The organism is Agathobaculum sp. Marseille-P7918 (assembly GCF_900625105.1).
In the GTDB taxonomy this organism is placed as follows: Bacteria; Bacillota; Clostridia; order Oscillospirales; family Butyricicoccaceae; genus Agathobaculum.
This window is the reverse complement of sequence record NZ_UYYD01000007.1, coordinates 1-15,099: the sequence shown is the minus strand read 5'-3', so window position 1 is coordinate 15,099 and position 15,099 is coordinate 1. Positions and strand designations below refer to the sequence as shown.

Genomic DNA, 15,099 nt, shown 5'->3' with positions numbered 1-15,099 from the left:
TTTCGCCGCCTGTAAGGTGACGGACAACTGCGGCGAAAGGGCCCCGCATCCGCAACGGATGCGGGGCTTTTGCAGTACAAAAGGCATGGAGGGTAAAAAAACAGAAAATAGGATAATTTCCAGTAACAGAAAAATCAGGAAAACCTTTACGAAAGGTTGAAATGTGATATACTGGAAACACGAGTGAAAGGGGAGAAAATCATGCAAATCAAAAAGAGAATGTTGCGGCTGGCACTGTTGTCGTTTTGCCTGACGGCACTGTTTGCTTCGGTCACGGCACTGGCGGCAGGTTCCTACCAGTGGCCGGTGCCGAGCAGTATCAATGTGACGCAGCCGTATAAGGGGACCTCGCACTCCGGCATCGACATCGGCGGCACAACCGGCAGCAAGGTCGTCGCGACCAAAGCCGGTACGGTGTACTATGTCTATACGGGCTGCATCAACAAGAATGCGGCGAATAGCAGCAACAAGGGCTGCGAAGCGGCAGGCTGCTCGCCCAATTGCGGAACCTACACGAAAAACGGCAAGGAAATCTGCAACTGGGGCTACGGCAACGGCGTCATCATCAAGCATTCGGACGGTAGTGGCTATTCGATGTATGCGCACATGAATTCGGTCAGCGTCCGCAAGGGGGATACTGTTTCGCAGGGTGCGCAGATCGGCACGCTGGGCAGCTCGGGCTTTTCGACCGGTCCGCACCTGCATTTTGAACTGACCGAAACCGTGCAGAAGTCGGGTACGTACTTCAAGCCCACCGCATCGATCGACAGCAATGACAGCAGTATTGGCTATATCGGCGGCCCTTCCGCGGGTGGATCGTCCTCGGGCGGTTCCACTTCGGGCGGTTCTTCCTCAGGTAGCCAAACGCCGGCGATCAAGGTGACTTTCTCCACCCCGACCGACAGCAAGTATGCCTCCAAGGCCTCCATCGGCTACGATAACGCGACCGTGGTCACCAAGGTGACCAAAACGTCGGGCGCGAAGGTGACCGGCAGCGGCCTGAATCTGTATGACGCGAACGGCAAACTCATCAAGCAATATCAAGAATCGGTGAGCAACGTTTCGGCCTCCCAGACGACCTACCACATCTGGTGGGACATCAAGAATGAGGTGGGCGTTACCCTGCAGCAGGGCACGACCTACTATTATGAGTTCACCGCGAAGGTCAACGGCACGTGGTATCCCAGCAGCAAAATGAAGCTCACGACCAAGGGAACGGCACCGCAGCCCACACCGACCACTTACCCGATCTATTTGACGACCTATGTGGATAACGTGCAGGTCAGCCAGAGTGAGTATAAGAATACCACTGGCTCGTTCCAATTTACCCTTTCCGAGACGCTCAATGGCGCGCAGCGGCAGCGCGTCTGGTCGGATCATGACTTCCGCCAGGACGGGAACGTATTCTACTTTGAAAATGTGAGCGGCATCTGCCATATCAAACTGTATTTTGCCACGCCTGAAGTGGAGCCGGAGCCTGAACCGGAGCCTGAGCCTGAACCGGAGCCGGAACCCGAGCCGGAGCCTGTAACTGAGCCTGAGCCCGAGCCCGAGCCGGAACCCGAACCCGAGCCGGAGCCGGAGCCGGAACCCGAGCCGGAGCCGGAACCGGACTCTCCGCTGCTTGACCATTTCTCTTATGCAAGCAGCTATGTGGGCTACCGTGATGTACAATCCTCGGCCTGGTATTATCAGAATGTGCGCAGCATCACGCGTCTGGGCCTGATGAATGGTGTCGGCAATATGCGCTTTGATCCGGAGGCCAATATCACCATGGGTGAAACCCTGGCGCTCGCTACGCGCCTGCATCTGCGTTATTACACGGGCGAGAGCGATCTGGACATGACGAAAAATCCGTGGTATCAGGTCTATGTGGAGTATGCGGAGCAGAACGCGCTGATCGACCGCAACTACGATCCGCTGGCGCTGACCGACCGTGATACTTTTGCACAGATTTTTGCCAATCTGCTGCCCTCTGGCGAGTACCCGGTCATCAATGCGGATATTACGTTCAGCGATATCGGCAGTGCCTCGCATCCGTCTGCGATTCGCAAACTGGCGCGCGCCGGTATTGTCGAAGGCAGCGTGGACGCAAGCGGCCGGAGATGGTATTATCCCGACCAGCCGATCACGCGCGCGGAGATCGCCGCGATCGTGACCCGTATCGTGGACAGCGACCTGCGGCTGTAACTGGGGGACGCGGAACGAGCGGCAGGTTGCTTTGCGCAGCAGATACCATCCATTGGAACCAAAATCGAACAGCCCGGACTCAGTCCGGGCTGTTTCTGGTATTGGGAGGGAAAACCTGAATTTATTTACGGTTGTCGCACTGGTCATTGCGCGCATTTCTGGCAGGGCGTCAGGCCGCGCGACTTGGCATTTGACAGCGTGGTCGGTGTGGCGTTCTTGCCCGCGCAGCTGGCTTTGTAATGATAACGTTTGCCCGTGGGCGTGATGTATACAGTCGATGGGATGCCGTCATCCTGTCCCCCCGCATCGACCGAGGTGCTGTGTGTGGACGGTTTGCTGGGTGTGGACGGCGTTGACGGGGTGCTGGGTGTTGTGGTGGCAGGCGGCTTGAGGGCAGCCGTGCCCTTGTCCGCGGTCAGACGGCAGGTTTGGCCGTCGGTCATGGCAATGATCGTACCGTTGAGGTCGGTGCGCCAGACCGGGATGCCGGTCAGCTTGTTGAGCGTCGCCGCGCTGGGGTGGCCGTAGCTGTTGCCTGCGCCGCAGCTGATGACCGCGGCATCCGGCGAGACGGCAGCAAGAAAGGCGGTGCTCGTTGACGTGCTCGAGCCGTGGTGGCCGACCTTGAGCACATCGCTTTGCACGTTTGTGCCCGACGACAGGATGGCGTTTTCGACTGCGGTTTCCGCGTCGCCCATGAACAGGAATGACGTATTCTCATAGGTCGCCCGCAGGACGATCGAAGTGTTGTTCAGGTCGTCTGCCTGCTGTGCGGCCACGACTGAGACCGTTGCGTCGCCCAGCTGGAAGGTCTGCCCCTTGACCGGCACGGTCACTGGTACGTTTTTCGTCTCGATCGCGTCGAGCACGTCGGCGTAGGTCTGGGTGGTGGTCGTCGCGCGCGGCAGCAGTACGTTTTCCACATCCAAATCCAGAATCACGTCGTCCATACCGCCGATATGGTCGGCATGCGGATGGGTGCCGACCACATATTTCAGCTCGTCCGCGCCGACTTCGCGCAGATAGCGGACGATGTCGTCGCCGTCTGCGTTGTTGCCGGCGTCGATCAGCATGTATTCGCCGTCGCTCGACAGCAGCATGCTGTCCGCCTGTCCGACATCCAGATATTCTACGACAAGCGATTCGTGGTCGGGCGTGATGACATATACACTTTGGGTATTGACGTCCCACAGCACGCGCGCATCGAGCGACTCGGAGACAAAGCGCGCGGGCACCATGGTGCGGCCGTCGATGAGCTTGGCGGGCACATCCAGGATTTGCTTTTGTCCGTTGACATAGGCGGTCGTGTTGTCAATGGACACCTGCACGGTGGTGCCGGCTTTGGCGGCCGTCGCGGTTTGTGTGGCGCCATTCCAGGAGACATCGGCATCCAGCGCTTCAAAGATGGCGCGCAGCGGCACGAGCGTGCGGCCGCTCAGGATGGTTGGCGGCACATCGGTTTGCAGTTCGCTGCCGTCTACATACAAATCGACGGCAAAGGCGCTCGGCAGCAGCATCGCCAGTGCGAGCAGCGCGGAGAGCAGTTTCTTTTTCATGACTGGAATCCCCCCTTATGTTTGTTTATAGTATAGAAAAATCTGCCATAGGCGTAAAGCAAGATGCTGTCGAATCGGGTCGATGTGTTGCAATAGGGTCTGCTTTCGCTTTGACATATTGCAAAAGCACGAAACCGACCCTATTGACATACTTTTCGGCTGTGTCAGTAGGGTATACCCCAATGGCATACTATTTGCTCGGCGGTTTGCTGTTTTTCGCAGACTGCTCTGCGATCTCGATCACGACTTCGACAAATGCGCCGAGCAGCTCGAACGCTTTGGAAATTGCCCCATGTGTGATGCCACCTCCTTAATATGCGTATAGTAATTCGCCGGTCATCTCGTGCAGCATCGCCGGGTCGTACAGCAGCTCCTCGATCTCGTCCGGGTCGCAGCCGTAGTCCAAGAGTGCCTGCACCTCATCCTCGCTCACGCCCATGGCCTTCGCGGTGGCGAGCAGCTCGTCGTGCAGACTGTCATCCACGTCCCACGGGTATCCGTAGTATGGGGAATAGCGCCACCAATGGGCGCAGCTGGTGCGCGGAATGAAACTGTCGGCGGTCTGATTTCCTAATTTGTCGATGCGCAAAATTTCACCCTCCTCCGGCTGCTGGACGCTTTCCGGTTTGCCCAATCGCAGACGCTTGGCTGCCTGCACGAGAATTTCCTGCGTGGAAGCGTAGAGCGTAAACCCATCATAGTGAAACAGGCACAGCGGGTTGTCGCCTTTGACAAACCAGATCGCGTCCTCGTGATCGAGCACGGTGAACACAAAAGAGCCCTCGACCTCTTCAGCCATGGCTTGCAAGCTGGCGGAGTCGAGGACGGTTTGCTTTTCCAAAAGCTGCACCGCAACGTAGCTGTCGGTCTCGACGCTGGTCTGCGGCAAATGCTCGGTTTCCCGCAGCAGCTTGTCGTTCCAAAGGATGCCGTTGTGGGCAAGGGCGAAGGTATTGCCGCCGATGCTGCCGGCAAATGGGTGGTTATTCTGGTTAAACTTCTCGTTGCCTTGCGTTGTCATGCGGGTATGCCCCATGATGACGTTCACTCCATTCGGCACGCGCAGGCGCAACTTGTGTGCAGGCAGCGGTCGCTTGAAGATCCGCAGCCGTCCACCGAAGTGATAGGCGATGCCGGTCGCATCCGTGCCGCGCACCTCGCATTCGCGGGCGAGGGTATTTATGAAGCGGTTCTTTTCGCGCGTGGTGAGCTTGTTTTGATGGTCGATTAGTCCGAATACACTGCACATCAGCATGCCTCCTCCGTATCAGCGGCGACGGGTTCGTTCACGTAGAGCCGTCGCTCTTTTAGGTACTGGATGAGCTCCGGCTCTTCGATGCGGTCGAGGAAATCGAACCAGCTCATATCCTGCAATTCCGCGTCGGAAAGCGAAATCGCCACCTCACAGAGATGATTTACCATCTGCAAGGTGGCGATTAGGGTGTTGTATTTGAGCGTTCCGCGGAACAGGCGCAGTTCGATCGTGTCGGCATTCGTCAGATTCACGGCCGTGTATCGTCCGGCACACGAGTCCTTGGCGTGGTTGAGTTGTTCGCGCGGACAGAGCTTCATGCCATAGCGCGCGGCCCAACGGTTCAGTTGGGCCTGCGTTCTCCGGCTGAACCGCAGCAGTTCCGGCCAGAATTTCTCGACGAAGTACACCAAGCGGGCGATACAGGATTCCTGCGTCTCGTAAGTGCAGCCAAACGCCATACGGGAGACATGGACATGCAGTCCGCAGGTGCCCGCACCGTGGCTGCGGTAACCGAGCTGTTTGGCTTCGTGCAGGATATCCTCCCAAGGCATATCATTTAGGTGATAGTTCAGCGTCATCGGATGGGTGACAAGCTCCAGCCCGTCGTCCAGACTGCCGTCGGTCTTGATGTACAGATTTTCAGCGTGACGGTTTGCGATGTCGAGAAACCGTTTGGCATGCGAGGCCAGCTCGCCGCCTTCGTCGATCTCGAGTTCCACGCCGAAGCGACGCAGACCTTTGCCGTGGAACACGAGGTCGGGCGTGTAGTTGTAGTCATGGATCGGGCCTTCGTCACAGTTGTTATCATAGCAATCTCGACAGAGGGACTCGCCGCCAAGTCGATAAACATCATCGGTCGGAATGAGCGCACCGCAGTGATCACAGTGGGTGTAGTAGCGGCTGCGGCAATCATGGCAGAGCACGCGGATATCGTCGCCCTCATCATCATCCGTGTAAATGCGCGTGCCGCACTCATCGCATAAGATGGTCAGTTCGCTCGCGCAGTCCGAGCAGAGCAGATCGTCGCCGACGTGGAACATCTCGTCGAGTGGATAAGTGTCGCCGCAGTGGTCACAGCTGTGGGTAGTTTGCATTTTTCAATCCTCCTTTTAATACTCCTCGGCCAGCAGCATGGTGCTGTGGGTTTGGTCATCAATGACGAAGATTTTGGCATTCACCGCATCCTCGCAGGGCACGTCCATCTCGTAAGAGTAGGGTGGTTGCTCCTGCGAGTGGGCGATGTGTTGGCCGTTGCCGGTGCGCGTCAGCCGGAAGACTTGCAAGTAGTCGCGTTGCTCGTCCGGGATGCGGTCGATCAGGCTCCAGAGCAACAAGACAAGCCAACTGGGTAAGGTGTGATGTATGCCGCGGGTCAAATATTTGGGGTTTTGAAACATGGACAATTCTCCTTTGCAAACGAAAATAGCCACTGGAACGAGACCGTTCCAGTGGCTTCTATGAATATAGTATATGTTTGAAAATGCTGTGGGTTCAGAAAGGAAAGGGTTTGAACGAAACCGTTTAGAAATAGGACGGATGGTGTTTTTGCGCATACAATTCTTGGCGTGCTTGAAATGGATGTACAAGCTTGAGAGAAGTTGTTGAATTTATGACTGTTTTATTGTACTATAGACGCGTAGGATATTTGTACAAAATGCATAATCGGAAATGCAAAAAAGCATAAGGAGGAACTTGACAATGAAGCATTCGCGCCGCAATAGGGCATTGGCAATGCTGCTATCTATTGCTATGGTAGTATTTTTGTTTCCTACTACTGCATTGGCGGCAGAACAAGACACGACAAATTTGGATACGAATATAACACTTCTGGGCGACACAGCGGTGTCTTATTTGGATGAAAACGGAGAACTGCAAACCGTGTCCGCAGCAACCTCTGTGGAATCGTCCAGCACTGCGTGGGGGGCAGGCTGGTATGTAGTCGACAGTGATGTGACGATCAGCGAGCGTATCACTGTTACCGGTGATGTACATCTGATCCTGAAAGATAGGTGTGCGTTACAAGCCGAAAAAGGGATCGAAGTCAATGGCGACGGGGCCGGTCTGACGATTTACGCGCAAAGCACGGATGAGAACACGATGGGTTCGCTGGTCGCCAACGGTGAGGAGAATGGCGACAGCGGTATTGGCGGAGATATAGACAGCTTTCAAGGCGCTATCACGATCAACGGCGGTAAGGTTAACGCCACCGGCGCCAATGGTAGTGCTGGCATTGGCGGCATTTCACAAATTGGAGATGAAAATAGCTCCAGCACGGGTACTGTCACGATCAATGGCGGAATCGTAACGGCGACAGGCGGACAATATGCGCCGGGTATTGGTATCGGCGGCAAAAATGGTTCCAGTATTACCATCACGATCAATGGCGGCACGATTACTGCTACGGGTGGCACAAACGGTGGTGCCGGTATCGGTTCAAGAGAAAATAGTCAGAATTGTAATTTTGATATCACCATCAACGGCGGCACGGTTCATGCTGCCGGTACGGATGGCGGCGCCGGTATCGGCGGCGGCGCGTGGGGCAACAATGGCAAAATTACCATCACAGGCGGTGTGATCACGGCAATAGGCAGCAGTAATCATTCGACTTACTATGCCGGAGACGGTGCCGGTATCGGCGGCGGCCGTTATACGGAAGGATACGTCGGCAGAAACGAAGGTATCGATATTTCGATTTCCGGCGGTGTGATTTATGCCACCGGCGGTGGCAATGCACCGGGAATTGGCGCTGGTGTGGATCAAAATGGAGACAGAGGCTCGGTTGGCTCTTTTGAGGCCAGCGGCAATGCAGTCATCTTCACGAACAGCATTTTGGACACCAGCCTGCAGGATCAGTGGACGGGAATCGTTTTTCAGGGAACGGAAGGAGAAGTGTATGGCTCCTCTGTCACGTTGGATACCAGCTTTGCCATTCCGGATGGATACACCTTGACTGTGCCGGGTGACGCGACCCTCACGCTGGGCGACGGTGTTACCATCACCAACAATGGCACCATTGAAAACTGTGGTGTGATCAATGGAGATGGGACAATCGACGGAACGCCTGCCAACACCCGGATTGCCTTGGATATTCTGGATGAAAACGGTCAGGACACAGACGGTAAAATCGCCTTTGGTCAGGAAATCACGCTGCGTGCCTATGGGCCGAATCTGCCAACAAGCGGAAATGTCGAGTTTTCGTGGGACGGTAAAAGCGAAACGGTTGCCATTGAAAACGGCGAGGCGCAGATCAGCATGCTGATTCCGGAGGAGGAAAGTGGCTTCTGGACTCGGGGAGAGAAGAGTTTCACCGTGACCTCGGATGCTGCGCCTGGGCTCACCGGCACTGCAAAGGCGGATCTTCTCTGGCTTGCGACGCCCCAGCTGACAGTGGATCAGGTGACAACCACAACCGTGACGGTGAGCGAAAGCTTCACGGTTCTGGGGCATGCGCCGGAAGGGGCAAAGCCAACCGTTGTTTACGGGTATTCTCGGTCTGATGAACCGATGAAGGACATCATTTGGGGCAAGCAGGGACCGACCTTCTCCGAACTGAGTCCCGGTACCAGTTACAAGTTCTATGTGAAGGTGCAGGAGGATGGCAATTTTCATGAAATGATTTCGGCGCCTCTGGAGGTGTCCACGCAGCCGGCCCGCACCGATTTTTCCGCTGGCGCACTCGATCTGGCCGATGGCGAGGTTTCGGTTCGGAGCATCGGCAATGGGAAATTGCAAGTCGTACATGCCGGGGAATATTATGAAATTTCTGAGGATACGGTCATTCCTGTTACCGGCACATGGTCGCAACCTGAGGATTCCTGGGAAATGAATGTGCCGATTTCTGTGGAAAGCGGCGTGAATGCGCAAATCCAACTGTCGGATGTTACCATAACTGCGCCAAAATATTCTATGTCGGATACTGCGGTATCGGTTAACAAGAACAGCACGATTCGGCTCATTCTCGAGGGCAGCAATCATGTGAGCGGATTTATGGGAGAGGAAATACGACTGTCCACTTCCTGCTCTCTCATTTTGGATGGTACCGGTTCTCTCACCCTTGGCAGTCCTGACGACTATTCCCATAACGCCATTTATCTGCCCCAAAATTCTACCTTGCAGATGGAAGGCGGGCAGCTGCTTGCATATGTGATGAGCAGTAATTTGAACGTGGACGGCAAAACTTCGGTTACGCTTCCGCTTTCGAAGACTGCGGTACAGGCGCTGACCCTGTCCGTTGAAACCGGAGCGATGGATGGCGGTTGGGCTATGGTTGTTTCGGAATACAATGGCAATGCCACCCTTTGGCTTGCGGATGGAACGTACAGCGGTTCGATTCTGGTGAATGGTCAGGTCAAAAACATTCCGGAATTTACGGTACCTGCGCAAAGCGGTTCGACCGTACAACTCGAAAACAGCGATATCTCTGTTACGCTGCCGGGCGATGCAAAGCTGCCTTTGCCGGTGGTAAACGGTCAGTTTGTTGTACCGGGCGGCACAACGGTGAACGTGGATGGCGAGCAGGTTGAGGTCACAGAGGACAGCGTATTGAACCCGACAGACGGTCAGATCCGTCAATGCTTGACGGTTACCTTTGATGCGCAGAACGGCACGACGCCGGTAACGTATGATGTGCTGGAGGGCGATCAGGTCGAAAAGCCCGCGTCCGATCCGGAAAGAGACGGTTATGTCTTTGATGGCTGGCATCGGGAGCAAGACGAGGACAGCCCCTTCGATTTTGAAAGTGAAATCATGGAAGATATTACGCTATATGCCCATTGGAAACCGATTCAGGAGGTAAATCTCACAGTTACGGCAACGCCGGCTACATTGAACGGCGGTGGTACCGTGACGCTGACGGTAAGTGGTCTGCCTGATGGGGCGCATGCTACTGTGACCTGTCCCGATGCGGAAGTCACTGGGGATGGCGTTACATTTACCGCGACATTGCCGAATGAGACCAAGACCTACACATTTACGGCAAATTACGCGGGCAGCGAGCTGTACTATCCCGCCAGCGGCACTTGCACGGTCAATGTGACGCGTCAGAATACTTCCGGTGGCGGCAGTAGCTCTTCCGGCGGCAGTTCGTCTTCGGGTGACAAGACCGAAACGACCACGAATCCGGACGGTTCGACCACCACGACCGTGACACGGCCGAACGGCGATAAGGTCGAGACGACCCGATATCCTGACGGTTCCTCTTCGGTCACGACGGTGGGTGCAAACGGCAAGACGGAAATGGAAGTAACGCTGCCTGAAACGGTGGTCACGGAGGCGGCGGAGAACAAGCAACCGGTAAAATTGCCGATTCCTGCGGTAGAGATCGGTGCGGACAGCGATACGACAATCACCGTTGATCTGCCCGAGAACACTACTGTCAAGGTGGAAATCCCGGTCAATAACGTCACCGCCGGTACGGTAGTCGTGGTGGTGAAGCCCGATGGTACGGAAGAGATTCTGATGAACAGCGTCGTCACCGACAGCGGTGTGGTAGCGATTGTATCGGATGGCATGGTGCTGAAAGTGGTGGATTATACCAAGCATTTTGCTGATCTGCCTGCTAGCCACTGGGCCTATGACGACGTACAGTTTGTCGTTAGCCACAACCTGTTCCAGGGTACCGGCAGCGATACATTCTCGCCGGATTTGCCTATGACCCGTGCGATGGTGGTAACCGTGCTGGCACGTTACGAGGGCGTAGACACCAGCACCGGTGAGCATTGGTACGATGCAGGCCGTGATTGGGCAATGCAGAACGGCGTGTCGGATGGCACCAACATGGAGGACTCGATCACCCGCGAGCAGCTGGCCGCAATGCTGTATCGCTATGTGGGTGCGCCTGAGGTGAGTGGCACGGTCACCGGCTTTACTGATGCGGCAGATGTGTCCACTTGGGCGCAGGACGCTATGCTTTGGGCGACCGAAAACGGTCTGATCTCCGGCATGGGAGACGGTTCGCTCCAGCCGCAGGGTGAAGCGACTCGTGCGCAAGTTGCCGCGATTTTGGCACGTTTTGTCGCATTGACTGCGTAAATTTAGCACAAAGAGCTTCCGGCTGAAGAGCCGGAAGCTCTTTGTGTTTGCTGCATTATGGGGACGTGAGTGCACAATTGAATGGCGGGATGTCAAGTGGTAAAGCAAATAGTTTTTTGCTGGAAAATTTATCAAAATGCACATAAAACCGAAAAATAAGGAGAATAGGCTATAGATTTTATTTTTTTGATAAAGAAAAGTAACGGAAAAGGAGGATTGTGAGAATATATATTTTATATGTATATGATGTTATCCCTTGCTGCGCATGCGCACTTGCTAATTCCAAAGAGGCGTGATACAATTTGAATAAAATAAGGTTGTGATTGATCGCGGTATAAGTGCAAAAGTGACAAAAAATGACCGAATACTGTGCGTGATCAAATCATGGCTGATGGAGTGGTTGTCAATGTTCTGTGACATACTACAGGGCGTGGACATATTGAACAGACTTTACAAGGAGGTAGTCAAAGATGAAACGACGATTATTGGCAGCGATATTATCGCTATGTATCGTGATGGGTATGATGCCTGCAATGGCATTGGCGGCAGATCCGGAGCCAACAGGGAAAATAATATATGTTTCTGCTCAAGGCCGGGATGCGGCAGATGCGGGCAGCAAGGATGACCCGTTCAAGAGTTTGAGTGCAGCGGTGACTTATGCAATTAACAACGATACGATCGTGTTATTGACTGATATTACTGCTTCGTCATGTGCTCGTATTGCGGATAAGCATCTGACTATCACAAGTGCGCCGGGGGCAACGTATACGATTAGTCGTGATACGAATTTTGCACAGATTCAAGATAATGCACGGAGTACTTATAATCCGGCCATGATTGAAGTGACGACACCAAATAGTACGGGTGCTTCGGTCACACTAAAGAATATTGTGCTGGATGATATGGGACGGCATGAGGGGAACTATTTCCTGCAGGCGGCATCTAATAACACCGGCTCTACGGGCTTTAGCTCCCAATATAATGGATCGAAAGAAGAATATACGGCAAGCTATCAAAATACAGAAATCGTGCAGGATGCCATTGTAGCAGCTTATGGTATGGGCTATGGCACAGCGGAAATCACACTGGGTGAAGGCGCTGTTTTGAAAAACTACGGCGGTATGTCGGCTGTGCGTGTCAATGGCGGTGCAACACTGACCATGGAAAGTGGCAGTGTGATCCAAGATGACTCTGCTAAGGAGAATTGGGAACCGTCGGCTGGTTATGATACAAATAGTTCCAAACGTAAGGCAAAAATGGATTATGGCGCAGCTGGTGCTGTGTGGGTGCAAGGGTCCGCTCAGGCTTCTGACAGCGATATAGACGTAACGATGGAGAAGGGCGCCAAGATCGAGAATGTGATTGGCCGCGCTGTTTATGTAGATAAGGGAACGGTTAATATTGGTGGTACAATTTCGGGGATCACTTCTGATTCATTGATGTGGGAAGGTGAGGACGGTATTGTTTTGCATCTTAGAAATGATGCAAAAGCGACCTTGTCGGGAGTAGCAACTAATTGTACCGGCGGCAATATGGTAATTGTCAATAAAGCCGTATTCACTATGGCGGAAGATTCGTTGCTGGGCAATTCTGATTCGTCAGGTATCAAGACGAATGAAGATGCGCCGACTGGATCGGCTCCTTACGATGAGACAAGAAATACGGTGATAGTTAACGGCGAAATCACAGGCATTCAAAATGATAAGAATCCTATCCAGTTTAAGTATGGCACACTGGAAATTGGAGCGACCGCCAGAATACATGATAATACCGGATATTACGGTGCGCTATATCTCCAACGAGATGCAATAGTACATATCAAAGGTAAAATTTATAATAATCATACCAGTGGCCGCGGTGGCGGCATTGGCATGGCGGGTCACGGGTTAGTGAAACTTTATATGTATGATGGGGCTGAAATTTGCAACAATACATCGCCGAATGGTGGCGGTATAAGTTTGGCTACCTGTGAGTTTACTATGTTGGGAGGAACAATATCCAATAATATCTCCACAGGAGACGGCGGCGGCGTTCAAGTTCGCAAGGGCGCAACCTTTATCATGAAAGGTGGAGAAATCACCAATAATAATAGTGCTGGAGTTGGCGGCGGTATCGTATATGAATCGACGGAATCCGCTGCTTGTGCAGACCTTGAGAACGGAACTATTTCCGGAAATACAATGCAAGCTACTGTGACGGGAGATGCTGATACAGGATTCAAAGTTGAAAATGGAACACCAAATGATGTTGCTGTTGCGGCAAATGGCGTTTCTAAAGCAGCATACTATCTTGCACTTGGGGAAAATGTTTCTCTGAGTAATTCCAAAATCATTTTGAAAAAGTATGGCTTCTCGATTGAGAATCCTGCAAATGGCGTGAAGTTTGGCAATGCGGCAACGGCTTGCGAAACTACAATAAAGAACGCATATGAGCAGCAGAATCTTGATAATATTGTCGGTTCCCTGTGGTACCAGACGGCCGAAGAAAGCCTGCCGCTGACAGTTTATGATTTGAATTATGATCATACAAAAGAGTTGTTTGCGGCAGTGATAGAAACGCAGGAAGATGGTACTCCTGTATCTGATGCCAAGGCACAACTTTTCACGGTTGAGCCGGACGAGGATGGCAATTGCCATCTGGTGCTGCCGGGCGGCAATGCAAATGGTTATGCCGTCGTATTCCTGCAGGAAGGCGATCAGAATGCGCAAATCGTCAAAATTACACCTGCTGATATCACAATTTACACCGGTGGCAAGGGCTATACCGGTGCGGTAACCGGCACCAGCAGCAGCACTGACAGCGGCCTGCCCGAACCCGGCTTCTTTGTGACGCTGCCGGATGAGCTTGATGCGGAACTGAAGGCTAAGGTTGGATATTCCGGCGCTGGCCCGATTGATCTTTCACAGTATATCAGTTTTGAAGCGGAAACCGATCAGGGCGACCCCAGAAGCTGGACTTTGGAACGGTATGACGAAAATGGAGCCAGCACAGTGACTGTGGATGGCAAGACTATGTATGTATATCGTCTGGTGCCTGCGTCAGGTCAGGATCCGGTGCGGATGCAGTTTACGGATTCGGAAGATGGGCATATCATTATTAGCGATGCATTTGACGTCGATATGGAGATGCTCTATCAGAAATATGATATGAGCATCTATACCAACCGCGTCGATACCACAACCATCCGAGCAAAGGTTGATAATAAGGTACCCACAACAAGACATGAGTATTTGATCGCGACGGCATCGGGCGAGCTGACGGTACGCGGTGTGGTAGACGATATTACAACGGATATCAAAACGGACACTCCGTCTTCGGCAGCAGACATTACGGCAGTTGCGGATGCAGACACCAAGTATCTGATCAACGGCAGCAATCTGGAGGTCAATGATCCTTCTGGTGTCAAACTGTTGGTGGATCATGTGGTTGAAGAAGGACAAACGACGCTGAAAGACTTCGTCGTCGAAAATGTCGATAAGATTACGGATGACTTCCAGTTTGAGTTCCGATATCTGGATCTGGTAGACAGCGCTAATGGCAATGTATGGATTCGTCCGGATAAGCCGATGACGATTTATTGGCCGTATCCAGCAGGCACGGACAGCAGCGACACCTTCTATGTTATCCATTTTAACGGTTTGGATCGCGATTACGATGATCTGAATGCAGTACTGACGGAAGATGTGATGCAGGAGTGCGAAGTGCAGCATGTCAGCGGCGGTATTACTTTTGAAGTTGATTCTTTCTCGCCGTTTGCACTGGTTTGGAAGGAAAATACCAGCGGCGGCGGTGGCGGCGGCACCACGACCTACACCATCACGGCGAGCACGGGCACGGGCGGTACGATCGATCCGAGCGGCAAGGTCAGCGTAACGGCCGGCAGCAGCAAGACCTTCACGATTGCGGCAGCGGACGGCTATGAGATCGCGGACGTGCTGGTAGACGGCAAGAGCGTGGGCGCGGTCAGCACCTACACCTTCGAAAAGGTAAGTGCTAACCATACGATCTCTGCTTCCTTCGAAAAGGGTCTTGTGGTTGCGGATCCGGATGATACCGGCGTTTCCTCCT

At 53.5% G+C, this 15,099-nt stretch carries 6 protein-coding genes and 1 pseudogene; 3 read left to right on the top strand and 4 right to left on the bottom strand.

Annotated elements, in window-relative coordinates; genetic code table 11:
- The first annotated feature begins 201 nt into the window (after positions 1-201).
- Complete coding sequence (locus EJL02_RS09910; RefSeq protein WP_125116255.1) at positions 202-2,190, top strand: peptidoglycan DD-metalloendopeptidase family protein; 1,989 nt, start codon at positions 202-204, stop codon at positions 2,188-2,190.
- Between the two features lie 143 nt (positions 2,191-2,333).
- Here the strand turns inward: EJL02_RS09910 and EJL02_RS09905 are convergent, their stop codons facing one another.
- The 4 genes from EJL02_RS09905 to EJL02_RS09890 all read right to left on the bottom strand — a co-directional run bounded on the left by EJL02_RS09905 (position 2,334) and on the right by EJL02_RS09890 (position 6,398).
- Positions 2,334-3,746 (bottom strand): stalk domain-containing protein, encoded by a 1,413-nt coding sequence (locus EJL02_RS09905; protein ID WP_125116254.1) that lies wholly within the window; start codon positions 3,744-3,746, stop codon positions 2,334-2,336.
- A gap of 310 nt (positions 3,747-4,056) precedes the next feature.
- Positions 4,057-4,995: a class II glutamine amidotransferase gene (locus EJL02_RS09900; RefSeq protein ID WP_125116253.1), complete on the bottom strand. Its 939-nt coding sequence runs from the start codon at positions 4,993-4,995 to the stop codon at positions 4,057-4,059.
- Positions 4,995-6,095 carry a zinc-binding protein gene (locus EJL02_RS09895; protein WP_125116252.1) on the bottom strand — a complete coding sequence of 367 codons (1,101 nt, stop codon included), beginning with the start codon at positions 6,093-6,095 and terminating at the stop codon, positions 4,995-4,997. The genes EJL02_RS09900 and EJL02_RS09895 overlap by 1 nt, the downstream gene beginning before the upstream one ends.
- 15 nt (positions 6,096-6,110) lie before the next feature.
- The gene (locus EJL02_RS09890) at positions 6,111-6,398 is read right to left on the bottom strand and encodes a DUF960 family protein (RefSeq protein WP_125116251.1); all 288 of its coding nucleotides are present in this window, start codon (positions 6,396-6,398) and stop codon (positions 6,111-6,113) included.
- A gap of 301 nt (positions 6,399-6,699) precedes the next feature.
- Between EJL02_RS09890 and EJL02_RS09885 the strand changes: the two genes are divergently transcribed.
- Both EJL02_RS09885 and EJL02_RS09880 read left to right on the top strand, forming a co-directional pair.
- Entirely contained in the window at positions 6,700-11,031 is a 4,332-nt protein-coding gene (locus EJL02_RS09885) for an S-layer homology domain-containing protein (RefSeq protein ID WP_164510376.1), read from the top strand.
- Between the two features lie 470 nt (positions 11,032-11,501).
- A pseudogene (locus EJL02_RS09880) lies at positions 11,502-15,099 on the top strand (hypothetical protein); the annotation flags it as partial.